The following is a 20,816-nucleotide window of genomic DNA, read 5'->3' as shown; positions in this document are numbered from 1 at the left end:
ATATCGGAATTAAAGGCAAAATCTCATATTTAAGGGCAAAACACAGTCGTTGAATTCATTGAATTTCTCATCTCACAATTAAGGGCTACGCGACAACCGCCAAGAAAAACGCCTGATAACAAGGCGTTGATCCACCACTCAGATCGCGGATCTCAATATCTGTCGATCAAATACACCGAGCGGCTCATCGAAGTGGGTATCGATCCATCGGTCGGAACTGTGGGCGATTCCTATGACAATGCGCTTGCAGAATGTGTCATCGAGCTGTTCAAGACCGAGGTCATCAGCCAGATCGGCCCATGGAAATCGATGCGCGAGGTCGAGTGGGAAACCCTCAAATGGGTGGATTGGTATAACAACCGCCGCCTGCTCGGCCCCATCGGATAGCCGGTTTCAGATTGCCTCGCAGCATCACATCACAGGGTGGCCGGATGTCCCGGAATCGGCGGCCGGATGATCCCGGAATACGCAATGGACACCCAATTTCGGTTCAGACATCCGGGATGCCTCCTTTTTTCAATCAAAGAATGGTGGCCAGACTGATCCCGGCCGAGATGAAAACGACGAGGATCAGCAGCAAGGGCCAGACGAAGACGACCCAGCGGTCGAAAGATACGCGTCCGATCGCCAGACCACTATGGCTTGCCGCGCCGAAAGATGAGCATCGCTATGGCGAAAAGAGGCGCGCCGATCGCCAGGAGCGCGAGCGCCTGCGGCCAAAGCTCGGACAGGCCTATCCCTTTCAGGAACACGCCGAGGATCACGTCCATGTAATGGCGCAGCGGGCTCCCGAGAGAGAGAGTCTGCAACAGCGCGGGCATGCTTTCAACGGGTGCAAGTGTCCCGGAGAGGAACATCAACGGGAACAAGCTGAAAAAGCTTAGCAAAAGGGCCTGCTGCAATGTTCGGCTCACGCTTGCGATCAGCACGCCCAGCGAAATCGCGCTCACAAGGAATACGGCAGTGAGCGCAAGGAAGAGAAGGATGCTGCCCCGCATGGGCACGCCGAACCACCAGACGATCAAGAGGCTCGGGAATATCGAGAGGAGCCCGATAACGAGTGTCGGGAAGGTCTTGGCGACGAAGAGCTCCGCCGTGCCGATCGGCGTCACCTGGAGCTGCTCGATAGTGCCGGTTTCTTTTTCGCGGACGATGGAGGCCGCTGGATGGATCACCCCCACCATCATGGCGGCAAGCGCAATCATGGAGAGCACCACGAATGAGGTGTAGGTCTGGTCAGGGTTGTACCAGACCCGGACGACCGGCTGGACACCCCCTCCGGACACCGCTGCGATTGTCGGAGCCGCCCGGAAACGGTTGACGATCTCAAGCGCATAACCGCGGGCCTGTGCCGCCATGTTAGAATTGGTCCCGTCAAGGATTACCTGCAAGGTAGGCGCGTCGCCCCGCGCCAGATCATGCTGGAAGCGTTCCGGGATGACGAGCGCAACACGGGCCCGGCCCGTCTGAAGCCAATCTGTCGCCGCAGGCGCGCTGGCGGGATACCCGGCGGGCGCGAACGCGTCTGTTACCATAAAGCTTTCGACCAGGGCGCGACTCGCTGATGTCTGATCGAGGTCGACGACGGCGAGCGGCATGTCATTGACTTCGAAGGACAGGGCGTAGGCGCAGATGACCACCTCGATCGTGTAAAGCCAGAGGATCAAGACCAGCATCACGCGGTCGCGCAGCAACTGAATCATCTCCTTTACAAGGAGGCCCGCAAGCCGCGTGCCCATCACACCACCTTCTTTCGAAACCGCCACACTGCGAGCGCGAAGATGATCGCCGTATAGGCGAAGAGAAGCAGGACCGAGGGCCAGAGTTCCGGCAACCCAGCGCCCTTGAGCACGACGCCCCGCGAGAAGTCCACGAAATATTGCACCGGGAACAGGCGCGTATAGAGCTGGAGGACATATGGCATGGTGAATATTGGGAACAGGAATCCCGAGAACAGAAACGACGGCATCAGCGTCACGATAAGCGCCAGTAACATGGCGACGAGTTGGCTATTGGTGACCGTGGAAACCAGGAGCCCAATGCCGACGGTGCAAAAGACATAGACGAGTCCCACCAGAAGCAGGAGGCCGATGCTGCCACGCAGCGGAACATCGAACCACAGGAAGCCCACGGCGATAACCATGACGATCTGAACAAAGGCAATAAGGCCATAGGGCACGAGCTTGCCGGTCAGATACTCAGCCGGCGTAAGTGGTGATGCGAAGATCTGCTGAATCGAACCGCTTTCCTTTTCACGGGTGATGGCAAGCGCCGTCAGAAGAGGTGGAAACGCCATCAAGATCACGCCGAACAAGCCTGGAATCACGAAAGTTACGCTGCGCAACGCCGGGTTATACCAGACGCGGGCCTCAACGTGGACGCTCGGGGACGCCTCACTATGAAAATCCGAGACGATGGCTGCTGCGTAGGCTGCGACGAGGTTGGCAGTGGCGGAATAAGTGCCGTCCACGAGCACCTGGACAGGTGCCGTTCCATCGCGGGCGAGGGTGTTCTGGAACTTCGGCGGGATAACGAGCGCGAGTTTGACTGTGCCACGCTGCAGCCCCTTCTCGACATCCCGATCATCAGTGAAATCCTGTGCGAGCTGGAAGTAGCCGCTCTGAATGAAACGATCGACCAGTGCCCGGCTGTCCGGGGACCGGTCCTGGTCGAAAACCCCCATGGGAACGTTGTCCACGTCGAGCGAGATCGCATAACCAAACAGGAAGAGCATCAGTAACGGCATGAGAAGGGCGATCACGACCGTGATGGGATCGCGAACTATCTCGGTCGTTTCCTTTTCAACAATAGCGGCTATACGGCTGAATTTCATCCTGCTTCCTCGATTGGCCGAACTGCCTGCGTGCGCTCCCGCTCGATATAGGCAAGAAACACGTCCTCGATCGTTTCCAGACCATCTTGCGGCAGGCCGGCGCGCAAGGCCGCGAGGTCGCCCGCCGCGATCAGGCGGCCCTCGTACATGAGCCCGAGGCGGTGGCAGTAGGCGGCCTCCTCCAGATAATGCGTCGTAACGAGCACAGCTGTGCCGGCCGCAGCCAGCGTGTTGACGAGACGCCAGAAGCGGGAACGCGCCTGGGGATCGACCCCGGAGGTCGGCTCGTCAAGGAACAGGACGGCCGGACGGTGCAGGATGCCGCAGGCGAGTGCAAGCCGCTGGCGCACGGGGCCGGAAAGGCCGGAGACACTTTCGTCCGCGAGGCCATGGAGCCCGGTGACGGCGCTTGCCCAGGCTATGGCCTCTCGGGCCGGGCGGCGCTTTATCCCGTAGGCGCTGGCGAAGAATGCAAGATTCTCATGCACGGTGAGATCGTGGTAAAGCGAGAAACGCTGGGACATGTAGCCGATACGCTGGCGCAAACGGCGCGGTTGCGAAGCAATGTCGATACCCACGACGCGCGCGGTCCCGCTCGAAGGCGGCAAAAGGCCGCAGAGCATGCGGATGAGTGTGGTCTTGCCGGCGCCGTTCGGGCCGAGCAGGCCGAAGATTTCTCCGGGGTTCACCTCGAAGGTGACATCGTCTACAGCGACAAAATCACCAAAGCGGCGGGTCAGCCGGCGCGTTTCCACACTCTGGGCCGGTTCGCGATGACCCTTCGAAGCGGCAAGCCGGGCGACTTCTGCAATGCCTGTCGGAACCTCGGTACGCTCGCCCTTGCGCAGGACAACGAAGACATCCTCCATCGAAGGCGTGGCCGGTTCCACCCGTCCGAGCTGTTCGAGCTGTTTGCGTAACTCGTTCGAAAGACCCTTGGCCGACTCCACAACAAAGCGGAGGTCCGTCGGCCGCCACTGGCTTCCCAGCATCTCCGGAGCCTCACTCAAGACATCCTCGACCGCGACCGGATTGTCCGTTTCCACCTGAAAGACAGCTCCCTGCGCGCGAGCACGCAGCGCGTCGGGCGTCCCTTGCGCGGTTATCGAACCGTGGTCGAGGAAAGCGACGTGATCGCACATTTCCGCCTCGTCCATGTAGGATGTTGCAAAGACAATCGTCGCACCCTCGTGCCGGAAGTCTTCCAGCATCCGCCAGAGTTCGCGGCGCGAGAGCGGGTCCACCCCAAGGCCGGGCTCGTCGAGGAGAAGCAGGGGCGGCTGATGAATCAGGTTGGTGCAGAGGGCGAGCTTCTTGCGCATGCCGCCCGACAGTGTGCCCTCCCGGCGATGAAGAAAGGGGGTGAGCGCGGCCATCGCGAGGAGGCGCTCGCTCCTTGCGGCGTACACAGCCCGAGGCACGGCGCGCACCTTGCCGGCGAAGGCCAGGTTCTCCGCGACGGTCAGGTGATCATAGAGCGTGAAGCCTTGCGCCATGTAGCCAATCCGGGACGTGACTTCGGAGGCTTGCCGTACTGTGTCGAAGCCGAGGACCCGGCAGTTGCCCTCACTCGGATCGAGAATGGCGGCCAAGAGTTGAAGGAGTGTCGTCTTGCCCGCCCCATCAGGCCCGACGAGACCAAAGATCTCGCCCCGCGCAATTCGCAGATCGATTGCACTGATGGCCCGAGCGTGGCCGAACCGCCGGCCCAGTCCCTCGGTTTCAATCATGTTGTCGCCCGCGCCGCTCATCGCCCCCGCCTCACTGCGGAACGAAGAGTTGCGGTGGCCATCGCGTGCCGGAATCCCAAAGTATCCAGGCATCAGCAGGCATGCCGGGCTTGAGCACACCATCAGGATTGCCAAGAACGAGCGTCAGGCCGAAAACCATGCGCGTCCGCTCCTCCGGCATGTGGATATCGCGGGGCGTGAACTGCGCCTGCTGATCGACCCGCGCAACCCGCCCTTCGAACAGACGGTCGGGAAAGGCGTCCACCCGAACGCGCGCGGAGGCGTCGAGCTTGACCTTGCCGATGTCCTTCTCGGGAATGAAAACCTTGAGTTCGATGCGAGAAAGGTCGGCCAGGATAGCCACCGTTCGACCTTGCTGGGCGAACTCTCCCACCTCTATCGTCTTCGCCAGAACGGTCCCGGAGACCGGTGTGAAAACGCGCGTCTTTTTCAGTTGGTTCGCCACAACGGCAAGCTCCTTGCGCGCGGCTTCGATCCGGCCTTCGGTGGCGCCGATCTCCGCTTCCAAAGCGCCAACCCGGCCCTGGGCATTCCGGAACGCGTTTTCCGCCTGCTCGACCCGCTGTGGCGTCACGGTACCCCGCCTGCCAAGTTCCCGGTAGCGGGAGAGCTCACGCTCGGCAATCTCATAGTGATGGCGCCAGACCTGCAGCTCGCGCTCCGCCTGTTCGCGCTCCCGCCGTCGCGCCTCGACCCCGGCCTCGGCTTGCTCTTTGCGCAGGATGAAATCGGCGTCATCGAGTCGAAGCAGGAGGTCGCCTTTGGTGACGGTTACACCTTCGTCAATCCCACTCTCGACGACACGGCCCGCGACCTCGACGGCCACCCGCACTTCCGTACCTTCGATGTGGCCGTTGCCGTAAAGCAACTGTTCAGGAAGCGGCGCTGGCCGCAAATAGAGGAACAAGCCATAAGAGCCGCCAGCAATGATGGCCAGCAACAGCGCGCTCAAGAGCCATGTATTTCTCACGCGGGCGTCCTCCTTCGTTCTCCTTGTTTATATCAGCGCCAGGGAATTGTTACTATGCGTGATCGTATTCCGTGTCGAACTCACTCACGGTTCCCGGCGCGATGTCTCCAGGAAGCGAAGAGGCACGACTTCCCATGCGCCACCAATCTGGGCCATGGCCGGGCTTTCCGTCCTGGCGCTTGCTGCCGGGCTGCTGATGGTCCGGGTATTCGCGGGGCCGTGAGGTGCAGGCGCACATGACGCCGGGGCGAATGTAACGCGCGAACATTGATCCAGATTAATACCTGCGCAATCGAAAGCCTTATGATAACATAGGGGCGAGGGGAGATTCCGGGTCGGCCATGACGGGACGACGCATCACCTTGTCCTTGAAGAAAGTGCTGTCGGCAAGATCGCCGGTGCTGCACTTTCTCATCGTTGTGGCCATGGTGGTTTCGGCGACGTTGGGCCAGATCCACAACGACGAGGCGTCGGTGTCATCCGACCTATTGTAGGCGCGTCGCTTGACCGGCATGTGGATAGGTCAGCGGCTCCTGCAAGCAGTCCGTCAGGTCACTGCATGTCGGGTGCCAGCTGTTCCGGCGCGGTGCTTCCGGCGACGCTGGAAGCGCCCCTGCCGATTGCGATACGATCCAGTTCGTATTCCGTCATACGTGAGAGACCCGCGACCGGCTCTGTTGCACAAATTCCGTGAGGGATTCATCTTGTGAATCCAGTGTGGTAGCTGGACTGCATGAGCAGACCCATCCCCCCGCCTACAAGACCAGGAACTGGACGGCCTATAACGAAGCGCTCAAGCGCCGTGGCTCGCTATCGATCTGGTTCGATCCCGCCATGACCTGGGAAGCCGCGCCCAACGGTAAGCGTGGTCGCCCGCCCGACTACAGCGGTGAGGAGGGTCGGAAACAGTCCGGGGGACTGCTTCCCGACGAACCCGATCCAGACCTACCTGACGATGAAAGTTCTGTTCGGCATGGCGCTCAGGCAGACGACCGGGTTTGTCGAGAGCCTTCTGCGCCTGATCGGCCTTGACTGGGCGGTGCCCGATTTCAGCACGCTGTCACGTCGCCAGAAAACCCTGACGTCTCGAACCAGTGGCGTTCGTGCCCTCACTCCCGCCCCGCAAGAACGTCAAATCCTAGAAACCCGACACCGTCGGCGCAGTCGACCGTAACGAAATCCTGCGGAGATCGAAGCGCGGCGGAAGGACCATCTGGCGACGATGGAGCGGCTATCACCGCCGAAGCCGCGTCGAAACAAAGATGCATTGCGTGAAGCAGCTCGGCCAACGCTTGAGCGCGAGGGGTTTTGACCGTCAAGTCGCTGAGTTCCAGGTCCGCGTCGCCATGCTGAACGGCTTCTCCGCGCTCGGCATACCCATCACAGAGGCCGCAGGATGAGTCTGCCCAGGGAAAGGGGCCCCTCGGCCATCAGCCGATTTGTGCAACAGAGTCGCAAAAGGTCGTCAAGGAGTCTGAGCTTTCCACCAAGGCTGAACAAGTATAGCCGAAAAGCGGTTACGCCGCCCCCGCAGTCAGCGCAGAAAGGCGCGGAACCGGTGCAGGGCGAAGGCGAACATCACCGACCCGATCAGCATCAGCGCCACAAGTTGCGGCCAGACCACGGACAGCCCGGCCCCGCGGAACAAGACCCCTTGTGCCAGCGCGATAAAATGCGTGTTGGGGGCCGCGAGCATGATGTATTGCACGGCTTGGGGCATCGACTCGCGCGGGGTGACGCCGCCCGACAGGATATCGAGCGGCAACAGCACCAGCAAAAGCAGCATGGCAAACTGCGGCATAGAGCCTGCGATGGTGGCCAGCAGGATGCCCATCGAGGTCGTTGCAAAAAGGTGCAACGCCGCGCCCACAAGATAGAGCGCAACCGATCCCCCGATCGGGATACCCATCCCCGCCTGAACCACCAGAGTGAGCGAAAGCGCCGTCGCCACCAGCACCACGCTGCCCATGCTGAGCACCTTGCTCGTCATGATCTCGGCGGCGGTCACGGGCATGACCAGCAGATGTTCCAACGTGCCGTGGTCGCGCTCACGGATCAGGGCGGCACCCGAAAGGATGATGGACAGCATGGTCACCGTACTGATGACCGAGGTCACCGCCCCGAACCAGGCCGGGTCGAGCGAGGGGTTGAAACGGGCCCGAACGGCCAGATCAACCGGCATCCCGACCGGGGCGGCATCGCGTGCCAGCCATCCGGCAATCTCCTGATTGACAATGGCGCTGATACTACCCGCCCCGGTAAAGGCCTGGCTGACCCGTGTCGCATCGACATTGAGCTGTAATTCGGGCCGGTTCCCGGCCAGCAGGTCGCGCTGGAACTCGGGCGGGATCACCAGCGAAAAGGTGTCGATCCCGGCATCCATCCGCGCATCCATTTGCGCGATGTCGATCTGGGCGGGCGGCATGAAATACGGCGGCAGGAACGCATCGGCCACCCGCCGCGACAGCGGCGAGGCGTCTTCGTCCACGATCCCGATCGTGGCGCTGTTGAGCGATTCGGGGATGGCGGTCGCGCTGACATAGACGTCGAGCGTGAAGGCATAGGCGACCAGCACCATCAGAAGCGGATCGCGCAACAGCCCGCGAATTTCCTTCAACGACAGTTGCAGAACATGCCTGAGCCGCATCGGTTATTTCTCCTGTTTGCGCACGAAGATGGCACCCAGCAGCACCACCACGGGCACAAGCGCCAGCATCGGCAGGAAAGACCCGCCCAGATCATCGAACCCCAGTGCCTTGGAAAAGGTCCCGCGCGAGATGGTGACGAAATGGCTGGTGGGATAGATTTCACCGATCACCCGACCCATGCCGTCCATTGACGCAACCGGATCGATGATGCCACCATATTGCATCGCCGGGATAAGCGTCGCCATGAAGGTGAAGAACAGCGCCGTGACCTGGCTTTGGGTGAAGGCGGAAATCAGCAGGCCCAGCCCGGTGGCCAGCACGACATAGATCAGCGCCCCGAGCGAAAGCGCGAGCAGGCTGCCCTTGACCGGCACCCCGAAGACCACCACCGCCAGCGCCAACAGCAAAAGGTAATTCATGAAACCCAGAACGACATAGGGCACCTGTTTGCCCAGCAGGAATTCCAGCCGTCGCGCCGGGGTGACATAAAGATTGACGATCGAACCCGTTTCCTTTTCGCGGGCCACGGACAGGACGGCCAGCGTGGCCGGAATCAGCATCAGCAACAGCGGGATCATCGCGGGCACCATGGCCGCCAGGCTCTCGACATCGGGGTTGTAGCGGTAGCGCACCTCAAGCGTGAAGTTACCCGCCACCGCTTGATCGCCAAAGACCTGACGCATCTGCTCGGTCAGCCAGTGGGCGTGCATCCCCTGGATATACCCGCGCACCGTATCGGCGCGCATCGGCATGGCCCCGTCGAACCACGCGCCAATGGCGACGGGGCGGCCGCGTTCAAGATCCGCGGCGAACCCCGGCGGAATTTCCAGAGCCAGACTGATTTCACCCGCCCGCATCCGGTAGTCAAGATCGGCATGATCGACAAGCGGCGGTTCCTCGTCAAAGTAACGCGACCCGGCCAGGTCGTTGACATAGGATTGGCTAAGGATGCTCCGATCGAAATCGAGTGCCGCGAATTTGAGGTTTTCGACATCCATGGACACGCCATAGCCCAGCACGATCATCAGGATCACGCTGCCGAGGCTGGCAAGCGTCAGGCGGATCGGATCGCGGCGCAACTCCAGCGACTCGCGCCATGAAAAGCTCAGCAGCCGCGCCAGGCTGAACCCCCCGCGCCGCCGCCGGGCGGAGGTGGCGGGCCCGGCGGAAAGCTCTTCTTTCATCTCGGGCGCAGGCGGGGTATCCTGATCCTGCGCGCGTTGCAGATGGTGGACAAAGGCATCGTCCAGCGTCTCTGCGCCGACCTCCTCGCGGATCGCTTCGGGCGTGTCGCTTACAAGCACGCGGCCCTGGTGCATCAGCGAAATCCTGTCGCAGCGCGTGGCCTCGGCCATGTAATGGGTGGAGATGAAGATCGTCACGCCATCGTTTCGGGACAGATCTATCAGCGATTGCCAGAAGATATCGCGCGCCACAGGGTCCACCCCCGATGTCGGCTCGTCTAGGATCAGGATTTCGGGGCGATGGATCAGCGCGACCGCCAGCGACAGGCGCTGACGAATACCCAGCGGCAGGCGCATCGGCAGGCTGTCGAGCACGTCTTCAAGATCGAACCGCTCAGCGAGTTCCGCGATCCGCGGCACGATCTCTGCGGATGTCATGTCGAAAAGCTGCCCGTGCAGATCAAGGTTCTGCCGCACCGTCAGCTCGGAATAAAGCGAGAAGGATTGCGTCATGTAGCCGATGCGCTTGCGGGTGGCCATGTCATGGGCATCGACCTTGCGACCGTAAATCTTCGTGGTGCCGTCACTCGGATCCAGCAGCCCGGTCAGCGCCTTCATGGTGGTGGTCTTGCCGCACCCGTTGGAGCCCAGAAAGCCGAAGATCTCGCCCCGCTTGATGCGAAAGCTCACCTGGTCCACAGCTGTGAAATCGCCAAACCGCACGGTAAGGTTCTCGGCCTCGATGACGTTTTCCCCGTCGGACGCCGGATCGCGCGGCGGGATGCTCAGGTCTTTGTGGCGGCTGCGGTTTTCCTCGGGCAGAAGTGCGATGAAGGCCGCATCCAGATCAGCGGCACCGGTGCGTTCCAGGATTTCGGCCGTGCTGCCGGTCGCCAGAACCTTGCCCGCGTCCATCGCCACCAGGTGATCGAAGCGCGCGGCCTCTTCCATATAGGCGCTCGACACCAGCAGGCTCATATGTGGGCGATCAGCGCGGATTCGGTCGATCAGGGCCCAGAATTCGCGCCGCGACAGCGGATCGACGCCGGTGGTCGGCTCATCAAGAACCAGAAGGTCGGGGTCGTGGATCAGCGCGCAGCACAGGCCCAGCTTCTGCTTCATCCCGCCCGAAAGCTTGGCCGCCGCGCGGTCGGCAAACGGGGCGAGACCGGTCGCCTTGAGCAGTTCGTCGATCCGCTGCGCGCGTTCCTGCGCGCCCTCGCCAAAAAGGCGCCCGAAAAAATCGACATTTTCGCGGACCGAAAGCGTCGGGTAAAGGTTCCGCCCCAGCCCCTGCGGCATATAGGCGATGCGCGGGGCGATGCGCGCGCGATGCCCGGCGCGGGCCATGTCGCCCCCCAGCACCTCGAGCCGCCCTTTCTGCATCCGCCGCGCCCCGACGATCAGCGCCAGAAGGCTCGACTTTCCCACGCCGTCCGGCCCGATGACGCCGACGGAACGGCCTGACGGCAGGTCGATCGAAACATCGTCCACGGCCCGGGTCTTGCCATAGCGGAGCGAGAGCCCCTCGGCACGCACCGCAGGCATGGAATCGGTCATTCCAGCACCTTGCCCTGCGCCGCCGCCGGCCAGGGCGCGGTCGGGTCAAGCCGCACCCAGGCGACGCCGGGAAGCCCGGTCTTGATCTGATCGAGATACCGCGCCAGCAGCTCCGGCGCGATCCTGGCCCGCACCCTGAACATCAGCTTCTCGCGCTCGATTTCCGTCTCGACCGTCTTGGGCGTGAACTGCGCCACGTCCGACACGAAGGAAACGCTGGCGGGGATGACGATGCCGGGTGCCGCATCCAGCAGCAAGCGCACCTCGGTTCCCAGCCCGATACGCCCCGCATCCGCCGTCGAAAGGAAAAACGTCATGTAAACGTCGTTGAGGTCCAGCATGTTGACAACGCGACCGCCGGCCCCCACGATTTCGCCCGCGCGCGCGACGATATATTGCACCCGCCCGGCACGCGGCGCTTTCAATGTGCTATCCTCGATCTGCACGTCGATCGCCTCGATCGTCGCCTGGGCCGCGGTCACCGCCGCCTCGGCCCCAATCACCGAGGCTTTCGCCGATGCGACCCCCGCCCGCGCCGCCGCAAGCGACGCCTGTGCAGAGGCAACCGCCGCCGCGGCGCCAAAGGCGTTGGCCCGGTCGATCTCGAATTGCCGTTCGGATGTGATGCTGTTCTGCGTCAGAGACTCGGAGCGCTCATACTGGCGCCGCGCGACATCCTCCTCCGCGCGGCGCTGTTCCAGAAGGGCCTCGGCCGCGCGTACTTCGGCCGCGCGCTGTTCGACAAGCAGCGTGGCGTTTTCCACGGCGATTTCAGCGCGGCGCAGTTCCGCCACCATCTGGTTGCGATTGGCCTGCAATTGCCGCGTGTCGAGCGTGGCCAGAGGCGCACCTGCCGTCACGAGCCCTCCTTCGTTCACAAGCACCGTGTCAATTCGCCCGGGCAGCTTGGCCGCAACGTCGATTTCGACCGCTTCGATCCGCCCGTTGCCGCGCGCGAATCCTTCCGCGTCCGTATCGGATAGGGTGCTTTGCCAGATCAAAAAGCCGGATACGGCGACAGCGATGACGATCGCGGCCATGATAACGGGTCTGTTTTTTGCCACTGGATACTCGCTTGTTGTGATGATTCGGGCGTGTTTTTTATTCTTGCGACGCGCCTGAACCCTAAATCATCCGCATGCGGTTTCACAACCGGATTGAACGGCGCATCCGTTACAGAACGATGTTGTCCACCCGTCCGAGCCGACCCCGGGCAAAGTCATAGGAAAGGCCCAGCAGGCCCAGAACTGAATCGATTTCGGGCTCATTTCTGGGCGCATAGACCATGACAGCCGTGGGCGGGATCATGCCCGCCGCAGCCATCGGATGTGGCTCTGCCCAGCCAAGATCGACGATCTTCGGCACCGCATCCTCTGGCAGCATCATGTGCAGGCTACCGTCCTGCGGCGGATGGACATGGGCGAACTCGGTGCCGATCATGAACGCCTCGCGGCAGCCGCAGCCGCGCCCGTGTTCGAGGCAAAGTGCCTCGGCCCCCGGCACCGAGATCATCGAGGGCTGGCGGATGACAAAGGGGAAATCGAAGGCCCTGTCCCTGAATGCCTGAGCTGTCGCGGCATCTGGGTTCTGACTGATCTGGGTATGCGGGGCACAAGGCGTGGTGACGGGCCTTGGCCCCTCGCGCGGCGGGATATTCAGCATGACGGGGCCTCCTTGGGTGTCGTTTACGCCTGCCCGCTCAGTGCGGGCGTGTTGGCCAGCAGGAAATCGCGGACCGATTGTGGCTTTTGCCCGGTCAGCTTTTTCACGTCATCCGAGGCCACGTCGAGATTCCCCTTGGCAACGGCGACATCGAAGGAGGAGAAGACATTCGCCATGAACTCCGGCAGGCCGTGTTCCTTCATCGCCTCAACCAAGGCGTCGCGCGTGATCGGGACGTAGGGGATCTCCTTGCCGGCAACTTGGGACAGTATCGCGGCGATCTCGGCATGGCCGACGGCCTCGGGTCCGGTGATGTCGCGCAGGGTCGATCCGATCTCGGACAACAGGGCCGCTGCGGCGGCGCGGGCGCAATCGGCGCGCGTGACATAGCCCGCCTTGCCGTCACCCGCCGCCGCGTAAAGCGCCCCCGCGCCAATCGCCTGCGCCCCGCTCATCAGCAAGAGATCGGCGTAAAGACAGTTGCGCAGGATCGTGTGCGGGAGGCCGGTCTGCTTGATCAGCGCCTCGCTCTCGCGGTGATCGGCGGCAAAGGTGATCGGGCTGCTTTCATCTGGATTGGTGAGCGACGTATAGACGATATGCGTTACACCGGCCTCCTGCGCGGCGGCGATTGCATTGCGATGCGCGGCAAGCCGCTTGCCCGGCTCAAGGTCGTCCGTCGAGATGATCAGCAGCCGCCCGCCACCGGCAAAGGCCGCGCCAAGCGTGGCCGGATCATTGAAATCGCCCGCCCTGACCTCAACCCCGCGCGCGCGCAAATCGGCGAGCTTGTCGGGCGTGCGGGTGATGGCGACAACGGGATTCGCGCCCTTCGCAAGCAGGTTCTCGACGACCTGACGGCCAAGCTGACCGGAGGCGCCGGTGACGATGAAGGGGCCTTGGATGCTATCGGACATCTTGTGGTTCTCCTTTTGCGTTTTCTGTTCAACCGAAGCGGAAGGCGCTTTCGACAGCGCCAAGAACGTGATCCTCCAGCGTCTTGCGACCGATATCGTTGCCCGCCGCGCCCACCACGATATGCAGTGGGATCAGATGCTCTTCGCGCGGATGGGCATCGCGACCGCCCGGTGCGTCTGACCAGTGCACGAGCCTGCGGTTGCGTTCCTCGGGATCGGGACAGGTCATCACCTCGGTCAGCCAGGCGTCGAACGCGCCGCCAACGACGGGGCCGCGCGGCCCGCCACGCAGGCTTTGCATCAGCACGCCCATGTTGTGATAGGTGTTGCCGCTGCCGAGGATCAGCACGCCATCATCGCGCAGGGGGGCCAGGGCCTGACCGAGCGCAATGTGGCGCGCGGGGTCCAGATCGCTGGCAACCGACAGCTGGACGCAGGGAATGTCAGCCTCTGGAAAGGCGACCTTGAGTGGCACAAAGACGCCGTGGTCAAAACCCCGTGCGGCATCCTTCGCGGCGGCAAGACCGGCGGCGCGGATCAGGTCATGCACGCGATCGGCCAGCGCCGGATCGCCGGGGGCGGGCCAGGTCAACTCGTAGGTATGCGGCGGAAAACCGCCATAGTCGAACAGAAGCGGCGGGGTGGGACTTGTCTGCACGGTAAACGCGGGTTCCTCCCAGTGACCCGAGATCACCAGAAGCGCCCTGGGGCGCTCAGGCAGTGTGCCCGGAAGATTCTCCAGAAACTGCCGGTGTCGGTCCCATTCATCGGGCGGAGTCCAGTCCATGAAGAAGCAGGGGCCGCCCCCGTGGGGAATGAAGAGCGTGGGCTGGCGGGCCATGTCCGATTGTCCCTCCCGGTTCCCAAGGTAACCCTCGAGTGCCTGTATCAGGAGGTGTAATAGTTGAGTTATGGAAAAAATTAAAGTAGGGACGATAAAGTAACCATCTGGGAAGGAAGCGCACAGCGATGTCCAAAACGCCGCCACAGTGCCCGATGGATGCGATCCTGCGGCTGCTCATGGGGCCGTGGACCACCTACATCATCTGGGTCCTGAACGATCAGGGGCCGCAAAGGTTCGGGGTGCTGAAGCGCTCTGTGCCGGGGATATCGACCCGAATGCTGACCGAGCGTCTGCGGATGCTGCAAGGTGCCGGGGTCATCTGGCGCGAACAGGCCGAGACGATCCCGCCTGCGGTCACCTATGGCTTGACGCCACGCGGGAACGACCTGCGAAGCGTTCTGGACGCACTGGGAACTATCGCGGAACGCTGGAAAGCTGAGGGGGTGTTTCAGGACGATGACTTGGGCGCTGTTTGACTGCGCCAGCCCGAAAAACGCGTGCGTTTACCAGCTTTGGGCGGTGCCGATTCATGACGGTTGTGTTTGTGAGCTACGCAGCGCCGCTCGGCTTTTGCGAATGACAGTTGATGGACCTGTTGGACGCCTTTGAGCGCGGCCAGTCATGTTGCACTGTGCGTTCGTTATCACGTTTTGGAACCAGGTGATCGCCATGAGAGAAAGTAAAGTTGCCGATGTGCTTAGAGGGGCGAGGGAGGTCTTCTTGAAGTGCGGCTTCGAAGGCGCCAGTGTCGATGCCATTGCCGAACAAGCCAAGGTTTCGAAGGCGACCCTTTATGCGCATTTCCCAAGCAAAGACAGGCTTTTCTTAAGCGTTTTACAAGCTGAATGCGACAAACTTTCAGAAGAAATCTGTCGTCCGCTTTCAAGCTTGGGCGATGCACGAGGTGCCCTTGAAGAACTCTCGCGGCGCATGATCGGGCTGGTCATGGATGAGGGTTACATTCGTCTCCTTCGCGTTTGCATCGGCGCGGTTCCGGTTCTGCCGGAGGCAGGCGAAATATACATGGATGCAGGCCCGACGCGCGCCATCACACACGTCGCGCAAATACTCAAAGACTTGCACGAAACGAAATCACTGAACGTTGAAAACGTTCAAAACGCCGCCAGTCAGTTCATTCACCTGTCCATCTCCGGCGTCATCATGCCGCGATTGCTGGCCGTCGACCAGCCCGTCGATGCATCTGAGCATTCAAAGAGGGCGGTTGACGCTTTTCTGGGGGTATATGGCCGACGCAATGACTTATAGCGTGGGAGGCCCAACAGCTTGCCTTCTGGTGCTTCGACAGGTGCCATGCCGCGCCTCAAGGTGACGGATCCGGTTGAACACTTGACCCGGATGGTGCCGGACACTAGCTACCCACGCAGATGCACCGACCGGACGGTACAGTTTTGAGTGAACACATGACCCCAGCAGAAACCAGAAGCGCGTCTCGCAGGATACTGTCTGCTGCGCGCGTGATCGCCGCGCGTGCAGGTGCGGGAAAGATAACGATCGACGCGGTTGCAAAGGAGGCGGGCCTCAGCAAGGGGGGCGTGCTTTACAATTACCCGACAAAGAAGGCCCTGCTCTCGGGGCTGCTCGATGCGATGTTGGCCGAACACCGGGAGCTGCTGGAGAGCGTGCCGGAGCGGCACCCCGCGCGAACCCTGCGTGGTCATCTCGAAACGGTTCTGCAATCGCAAGAGGTGGATGATGACCTGTCGATGGCGATCCTCGCGACAGCGGCGTCAGATCCGCAACTGCTCGATCCGCTGCGGGGAGAATTGAGCGACGACATCGGGCGTATCCTGTCCGACACACAAGACCCGCAGGGTGCCATGGTGGTTTTTTGGGCGATTCAGGGGGTGCGCTTCCAGAAACTTCTCAAGCTGCCAGACGGCGGGGCGGATCTCCGTGGTCGCGTCATCGAAAGATTAAGGACCCTGATCGATGAACTCGAATAGAATGAAGCAGAGCTGGAAACGGATCGCATCGGTTACCGTGATCGCGGCTGCGGCGCTGCTGGTTTTGTCGGTGTTTCCGGCGCTCCGGACCGATGTCCGGGCCCAGACAACGACTGACGCGACAAAGCCTGCGGCCGAAACCAGCGAGGGGGCTGAACACGACCGGAAGGTCACAGTAGAAGTGACCCGAGCAACAAGTCGCACCGTCACGCGTGGCCGCACCGTTGCCGGGCGGGTCGCGCCAGCCCGCACCGTAGACATCGCTTTCCAGGTTTCTGGACAGGTCCTGCGCCTCGAGGTGGATCCGGGCGACAAGATCAGCGAAGGCGATCTGATCGCGGAACTCGATCCGGTCGATTTCGAACTTGCGGTGGATCGGGCGCGGGCCGCCTTTGACCTGGCGAAATCCGAGCTCGAGCGCGCGAAAAGCCTTGCCGAACGGGGGGTTGCGGCCGAAGCGCGCTTCGAAACGGCCAGCGCCGAATACGCGCAGGCCGAAGTTGCGCTGCGCGAGGCCGAGCGGCGCCTCTCACAGACGCAGATCATCGCGCCTTTCGATGCAATCGTGGCGCGCACCTTCATCGAGGAATATGTCAACGTCACCTCCGCGGCGCCGGTTGCGCGTCTTCAGGATGTCAGCGAGATGCGGATCATGATCTCTCTGCCGGAAGAATTGGCGGCGGTCGCACGCAGCGCACCCGACGCCTTCGATCTCGTGGCAAGTTTTCCAGCCGTGCCCGGCTACACGGCTCCGCTCATGCTTCGGTCTTTTGCAACCGATGCCGACCGCACGGCGCAGACCTACGATGTGGAATTTGCCATCCGGGGTGATGTCGACTCGCGTCTTCTGCCGGGGATGACGGCCAGGGTGCGTCTTTCAAATGCGGCGGCCGAAGCCAGTGCACAATCCGCCATGGTCCCCGTGTCGGCGATCGATACCTCTAGCCGAACCGAGCCTTCGGTCTGGATTTACGACGAAGAGTCGGGGCAGGTCACGCGCCGGACCGTGCGTCTGGGCCTTCCCGTCGATAACGAGATCGTGGTTCTGGAAGGTCTCCAAGGCGATGAACTGGTCGTCTCCGGCGGGTGGTGGCGGCTTCGCGACAATCAGACCGTGACGGTTGCGGGGCTCTGATCCCGCCCCCTTGACAGGACACGAACAGATCCATGGCATTCAGCATTTCCGGCGCAAGCATCCAGAGGCCCGTGGCGGTCTGGCTCCTCATCCTTTTTTGCCTTCTTGGCGGGTATTGGGGGCTGAACACCGTGGGCCGCCTTGAAGACCCGAGTTTCACGCTCAAGACCGCGCTAGTCTTCGTGCCGTATCCCGGCGCGACAGCAGTCGAGGTCGAGGAAGAGGTCTCTGACGTCATCGAAAACGCGCTGCAGCAGATGAAGCAGCTTGACCGGGTCGAATCCAAGTCGATGCCGGGCATGGCGCAAATCACCGTGGAGATCGAGGGCACATATGGCCCGGATGAGATTCCGCAGGTCTGGGACGAGATGCGCCTGCGCATCCGCGACGTGGAGGGTGACCTTCCGAAAGGCGCACGCGCGCCCATCGTCAACGATGATTTCGGCGATGTTTACGGCATGTTCTACGCGGTGAAAACCGAAGGTCTGACCCCGCGCGAAGAGCGGGATCTGGCTACGCGATTGCGGCTGGGGCTGGTGACCGTCGACGGTGTCGCCAAGGTCGAGGTTCAGGGCCTCACCGAAGAGGTGATCACGATCTCGATTCCATCCGCGCGCCTGACAGAGCTGGGCCTTCCGCCCAACCAGGTTCTGAGCGTGCTGAACGATGAGAACCTTGTCTTCGATAATGGCGAGATCACCGAGGGGCCGGCCCGGATAGGACTGTCCGTGCCGCCAGGTTACGTGACCCCCGAAGGGATCGAGGAGTTGCGGCTTGGCGCGGCCGGAGAGGTTGGGCAGGTCGCGATCCATAATATTGCCCGCGTCGCCCGCGACGAGGCGGAACAGCCCAGTCAGATCATCCGGCAGAACGGCACCGCGGCCTTCACCCTCGGGGTGTCGGCGCTGACGAACCGAAACGTGGTCGAAGTTGGCGCGGCAGTCTCGGCCCGGCTTGAGACGTTGAAGGCTGAGTTGCCGGAAGGTGTCGAAGTCACGCCGATCTACGAACAGCACGTCGTCGTTGATCAGGCCGTCTCCAGCTTTCTTCTGAGCCTTGCGATGTCGGTCGCCATCGTTGTCGGGGCGCTGATGCTGACAATGGGCTGGCGCGCGGGCCTCGTGGTGGGCGCGACGCTCGGGCTTACGGTTTTCGTGACACTGTTCTTCATGTCGGTCTTCGGGATCGCAATGGAACGGATCAGCCTTGGTGCCCTGATCATCGCGATGGGGATGCTGGTGGACAACGCCATCGTGATCACCGAGGGGATGGTGATCGGCATGGCGCGCGGCAAAAGCGCCGAAGACGCCGCCGCCGAAACCGAAACCTCGACCTCGATTCCGCTTCTTGGTGCGACCGTGATCGGGATCATGGCCTTTTCCGGGATTGGTCTGTCGCCGGATGCCACCGGCGAGTTTCTGTTCTCGCTCTTCGCGGTGATCACCATCTCGCTGCTGATGAGCTGGATTCTGGCCGTTACGGTCACGCCCTATCTCGGCAAGCTGCTGCTCAAGGCCCCCAAAAACACCTCGGACGATCCTTACAAGGGCGCGTTCTACGGGATCTATCGCGGGTTGCTCTGGATCGTGCTGCGCGCGCGTGTGCTGGTTGTGCTTATAATCGTGGGAATCACGGTTGTGTCGGTGATGGCCTTCGGACAGGTCAAGCAGGCGTTCTTTCCCGCGTCGAATACCCCGCTTTTCTATGTCGAATTCCAGATGCCGCAAGGGACCGACATCAACGTCACCGACCGTGAAATGAAACGGCTCGAGCAGTTGATCCTGTCTGAGGACAAGGTTACCGACGTGACGACCCTGGTGGGGCGTGGCGCAAGCCGCTTCATGCTGACCTACAGCCCGGAGCAGGCGGATGCCAGCTATGGCCAGCTGATCGTCCGGGTGGCCGACGCCGAGGCGATCCCGGCCATGGCAAGCCGGTTGAACCGCGATCTGCCCGCCGCATTTCCCAACGCGCTTGTCCGGGTCGAAGAACTCGTCTTCGGCCCGCCCTCCGGTGCCGATGTGGCAGTCCGCTTCTCCGGTCCCGATCCGGTCATTCTGCGCCAACTCGCCGATGATGCAACACGGATATACGAGGCCGCAGACACAATCACCAATTCACGCACCAATTGGCGGCAGCGCGAGATCCTGATCGAGCCGATCATTGACGAGTCGCGCATGCGGCTGGCCGGGACCACGCGCGGCGCGATCGCCGATACCATCCGCTATGGAACCTCGGGCTTGCGAGTCGGTGAATTGCGCGAAGGCGACGAGGTCATTCCAATCCACCTGCGGCTGGCCGCCAACGAACGCGACGGGGTTGACCGCGTTCGTGACCTGTCGGCCTGGTCCGATGGGGCTGGCGCCTACGTTCCCATGGCCAACCTTGTGGAACGGTTCGAGCCGCGCCTCGTCGAGGCGCTGATTCACCGGCGCAACCGCGAACGTACCATCACTGCCCTTGGCGGCGCACGGGCGGATCTCACCGCCGATGAGGCCTTCAAAAGCGTGCGGGCCGAGATCGAGGCCCTCCCGCTTCCCGATGGCTACAGCATGGAGTGGGGCGGCCAGTATGAAAGTTCAACCGACGCCCAGACCAGCCTTGGCAAACAGCTTCCCCTCGGCTTCCTTGTCATGCTGACAATCTCCATCCTGATGTTCAACAAGGTGCGCCAGCCGCTCATCCTTTGGCTTGTCGTGCCGATGTCCGTGACGGGCATGGTGCTCGGGTTGCTCTTCACCGGCCTGCCTTTCACCTTCACGGCTCTGCTCGGCTTCCTGTCGCTTTCGGGAATGCTGATGAAGAACGCGATCGTTCTGGTCGAAGAGATCGACGTTCAGCGCGCAGAGGGTGTGGCGGATTACAAGGCAGTGATTGACGGTTCGGTCAGCCGTCTACGCCCTGTGGTGCTCGCCGCCGGCACGACGATCTTCGGCATGATACCGCTGCTGCCGGATGCGTTTTTCGCGTCTATGGCGGTGACGATCATGGGTGGCCTCGCGTTTGCCTCGGTGCTGACCCTTGTCGCCGTGCCGGTGCTTTACGCACTTCTTTTCCGCATCCGTCCACCAAAAGAAGAAAGCACCGACTCGAAAACCGGAACAGCCTCTGGTTGAAGTGGTTCATGCTTCAAGTAGGTAGGATCACCCCTTGAACAAAATGCCCTTGTAGAGTAGCGCCAGCTTCTAAATCGTTGCGAAGGCAGGCGATATTTTCTTTAGACCATCAACATTTCTTGCTTGCGCGAAGGTCATGTGTGGATGTATATGGACCCCGCCTAATTGCAACGGTCTGTTTGGCTCTGGATCGAAAGTCGCGATTGCTGATGTATATCCGGCTTCTTAGGGC

Annotated in this window: 18 protein-coding genes and 1 pseudogene; 8 read left to right on the top strand and 11 right to left on the bottom strand. The window is 61.9% G+C overall.

The features are described from left to right. Window positions 1-126: 126 nt before the first annotated feature. Window positions 127-384: pseudogene (locus ACSSV4_RS22005) on the top strand (integrase core domain-containing protein); the annotation flags it as partial. Between the two features lie 251 nt (window positions 385-635). Here the strand turns inward: ACSSV4_RS22005 and ACSSV4_RS22000 are convergent. The 5 genes from ACSSV4_RS22000 to ACSSV4_RS21980 form a co-directional block, all read right to left on the bottom strand. Then, window positions 636-1,703 (bottom strand): ABC transporter permease, encoded by a 1,068-nt coding sequence (locus tag ACSSV4_RS22000; protein ID WP_199861132.1) that lies wholly within the window; start codon window positions 1,701-1,703, stop codon window positions 636-638. Between the two features lie 35 nt (window positions 1,704-1,738). Beyond that, on the bottom strand, window positions 1,739-2,833 hold the full coding sequence (locus ACSSV4_RS21995) for an ABC transporter permease (RefSeq protein ID WP_093037095.1): 1,095 nt from the start codon (window positions 2,831-2,833) through the stop codon (window positions 1,739-1,741). Further along, complete coding sequence (locus ACSSV4_RS21990) at window positions 2,830-4,584, bottom strand: ATP-binding cassette domain-containing protein (RefSeq protein WP_217649895.1); 1,755 nt, start codon at window positions 4,582-4,584, stop codon at window positions 2,830-2,832. The genes ACSSV4_RS21995 and ACSSV4_RS21990 overlap by 4 nt, the downstream gene beginning before the upstream one ends. A gap of 10 nt (window positions 4,585-4,594) precedes the next feature. Then, on the bottom strand, window positions 4,595-5,524 hold the full coding sequence (locus ACSSV4_RS21985) for an HlyD family secretion protein (protein ID WP_454277193.1): 930 nt from the start codon (window positions 5,522-5,524) through the stop codon (window positions 4,595-4,597). 331 nt (window positions 5,525-5,855) lie between these two features. Beyond that, window positions 5,856-6,068: a hypothetical protein gene (locus ACSSV4_RS21980; RefSeq protein WP_093037090.1), complete on the bottom strand. Its 213-nt coding sequence runs from the start codon at window positions 6,066-6,068 to the stop codon at window positions 5,856-5,858. 351 nt (window positions 6,069-6,419) lie between these two features. Between ACSSV4_RS21980 and ACSSV4_RS21975 the strand changes: the two genes are divergently transcribed. Together ACSSV4_RS21975 and ACSSV4_RS21970 are read left to right on the top strand one after the other, a co-directional pair. After that, window positions 6,420-6,728: a transposase gene (locus tag ACSSV4_RS21975; RefSeq protein WP_425439283.1), complete on the top strand. Its 309-nt coding sequence runs from the start codon at window positions 6,420-6,422 to the stop codon at window positions 6,726-6,728. 4 nt (window positions 6,729-6,732) lie between these two features. Then, on the top strand, window positions 6,733-6,954 hold the full coding sequence (locus ACSSV4_RS21970) for a hypothetical protein (RefSeq protein ID WP_425439287.1): 222 nt from the start codon (window positions 6,733-6,735) through the stop codon (window positions 6,952-6,954). Window positions 6,955-7,088: 134 nt separating this feature from the next. Here ACSSV4_RS21970 and ACSSV4_RS21965 read toward each other — a convergent pair whose 3' ends face one another. The 6 genes from ACSSV4_RS21965 to ACSSV4_RS21940 all read right to left on the bottom strand — a co-directional run bounded on the left by ACSSV4_RS21965 (window position 7,089) and on the right by ACSSV4_RS21940 (window position 14,366). Next, window positions 7,089-8,201, bottom strand: a complete 1,113-nt coding sequence (locus ACSSV4_RS21965) for an ABC transporter permease (protein ID WP_008282866.1) — start codon at window positions 8,199-8,201, stop codon at window positions 7,089-7,091. 3 nt (window positions 8,202-8,204) lie between these two features. After that, the gene (gene rbbA / locus ACSSV4_RS21960; protein WP_065334264.1) at window positions 8,205-10,946 is read right to left on the bottom strand and encodes a ribosome-associated ATPase/putative transporter RbbA; all 2,742 of its coding nucleotides are present in this window, start codon (window positions 10,944-10,946) and stop codon (window positions 8,205-8,207) included. Beyond that, window positions 10,943-11,986: an HlyD family secretion protein gene (locus tag ACSSV4_RS21955; RefSeq protein WP_065334265.1), complete on the bottom strand. Its 1,044-nt coding sequence runs from the start codon at window positions 11,984-11,986 to the stop codon at window positions 10,943-10,945. The genes rbbA and ACSSV4_RS21955 overlap by 4 nt, the downstream gene beginning before the upstream one ends. A gap of 133 nt (window positions 11,987-12,119) precedes the next feature. Beyond that, entirely contained in the window at window positions 12,120-12,608 is a 489-nt protein-coding gene (locus ACSSV4_RS21950) for a luciferase domain-containing protein (protein ID WP_065334266.1), read from the bottom strand. A gap of 23 nt (window positions 12,609-12,631) precedes the next feature. Then, window positions 12,632-13,525, bottom strand: a complete 894-nt coding sequence (locus ACSSV4_RS21945) for an NAD(P)H-binding protein (protein WP_065334271.1) — start codon at window positions 13,523-13,525, stop codon at window positions 12,632-12,634. 28 nt (window positions 13,526-13,553) lie between these two features. Further along, a complete protein-coding gene (locus ACSSV4_RS21940; RefSeq protein WP_008282860.1) occupies window positions 13,554-14,366 on the bottom strand; it encodes a DODA-type extradiol aromatic ring-opening family dioxygenase in 813 nt (270 codons plus the stop codon). Between the two features lie 128 nt (window positions 14,367-14,494). Here ACSSV4_RS21940 and ACSSV4_RS21935 point away from each other — a divergent pair, with 128 nt between their 5' ends. The 5 genes from ACSSV4_RS21935 (at window position 14,495) to ACSSV4_RS21915 (ending at window position 20,584) form a co-directional block, all read left to right on the top strand. Beyond that, entirely contained in the window at window positions 14,495-14,845 is a 351-nt protein-coding gene (locus tag ACSSV4_RS21935) for a winged helix-turn-helix transcriptional regulator (RefSeq protein WP_037275416.1), read from the top strand. A gap of 145 nt (window positions 14,846-14,990) precedes the next feature. Then, window positions 14,991-15,635, top strand: coding sequence for a TetR/AcrR family transcriptional regulator (locus tag ACSSV4_RS21930; protein ID WP_065334267.1), 645 nt, complete (start codon window positions 14,991-14,993; stop codon window positions 15,633-15,635). A gap of 119 nt (window positions 15,636-15,754) precedes the next feature. Further along, complete coding sequence (locus ACSSV4_RS21925) at window positions 15,755-16,333, top strand: TetR/AcrR family transcriptional regulator (RefSeq protein ID WP_454277192.1); 579 nt, start codon at window positions 15,755-15,757, stop codon at window positions 16,331-16,333. Continuing rightward, window positions 16,320-17,468 carry an efflux RND transporter periplasmic adaptor subunit gene (locus tag ACSSV4_RS21920; protein WP_197482603.1) on the top strand — a complete coding sequence of 383 codons (1,149 nt, stop codon included), beginning with the start codon at window positions 16,320-16,322 and terminating at the stop codon, window positions 17,466-17,468. The genes ACSSV4_RS21925 and ACSSV4_RS21920 overlap by 14 nt, the downstream gene beginning before the upstream one ends. Window positions 17,469-17,500: 32 nt before the next feature. Then, window positions 17,501-20,584, top strand: a complete 3,084-nt coding sequence (locus tag ACSSV4_RS21915; RefSeq protein ID WP_093037087.1) for an efflux RND transporter permease subunit — start codon at window positions 17,501-17,503, stop codon at window positions 20,582-20,584. The last annotated feature ends 232 nt before the right edge of the window (window positions 20,585-20,816 follow it).

Source organism: Roseovarius sp. MBR-154 (genome assembly GCF_053628595.1).
This window is presented reverse-complemented; position numbering and strand designations above follow the sequence as displayed.

Coding starts and splice junctions, on each gene's coding strand:
- ACSSV4_RS22000 (WP_199861132.1), bottom strand. CDS start 1,703: ATGATTCAGTTGCTGCGCGACCGCGTGATGCTGGTCTTGATCCTCTGG.
- ACSSV4_RS21915 (WP_093037087.1), top strand. CDS start 17,501: ATGGCATTCAGCATTTCCGGCGCAAGCATCCAGAGGCCCGTGGCGGTC.
- ACSSV4_RS21925 (WP_454277192.1), top strand. CDS start 15,755: ATGCACCGACCGGACGGTACAGTTTTGAGTGAACACATGACCCCAGCA.
- ACSSV4_RS21965 (WP_008282866.1), bottom strand. CDS start 8,201: ATGCGGCTCAGGCATGTTCTGCAACTGTCGTTGAAGGAAATTCGCGGG.
- ACSSV4_RS21995 (WP_093037095.1), bottom strand. CDS start 2,833: ATGAAATTCAGCCGTATAGCCGCTATTGTTGAAAAGGAAACGACCGAG.
- ACSSV4_RS21935 (WP_037275416.1), top strand. CDS start 14,495: ATGTCCAAAACGCCGCCACAGTGCCCGATGGATGCGATCCTGCGGCTG.
- ACSSV4_RS21945 (WP_065334271.1), bottom strand. CDS start 13,525: ATGTCCGATAGCATCCAAGGCCCCTTCATCGTCACCGGCGCCTCCGGT.
- ACSSV4_RS21920 (WP_197482603.1), top strand. CDS start 16,320: ATGAACTCGAATAGAATGAAGCAGAGCTGGAAACGGATCGCATCGGTT.
- ACSSV4_RS21980 (WP_093037090.1), bottom strand. CDS start 6,068: ATGCCGGTCAAGCGACGCGCCTACAATAGGTCGGATGACACCGACGCC.
- ACSSV4_RS21955 (WP_065334265.1), bottom strand. CDS start 11,986: ATGGCCGCGATCGTCATCGCTGTCGCCGTATCCGGCTTTTTGATCTGG.
- ACSSV4_RS21930 (WP_065334267.1), top strand. CDS start 14,991: ATGTTGCACTGTGCGTTCGTTATCACGTTTTGGAACCAGGTGATCGCC.
- rbbA (WP_065334264.1), bottom strand. CDS start 10,946: ATGACCGATTCCATGCCTGCGGTGCGTGCCGAGGGGCTCTCGCTCCGC.
- ACSSV4_RS21990 (WP_217649895.1), bottom strand. CDS start 4,584: ATGAGCGGCGCGGGCGACAACATGATTGAAACCGAGGGACTGGGCCGG.
- ACSSV4_RS21950 (WP_065334266.1), bottom strand. CDS start 12,608: ATGCTGAATATCCCGCCGCGCGAGGGGCCAAGGCCCGTCACCACGCCT.
- ACSSV4_RS21940 (WP_008282860.1), bottom strand. CDS start 14,366: ATGGCCCGCCAGCCCACGCTCTTCATTCCCCACGGGGGCGGCCCCTGC.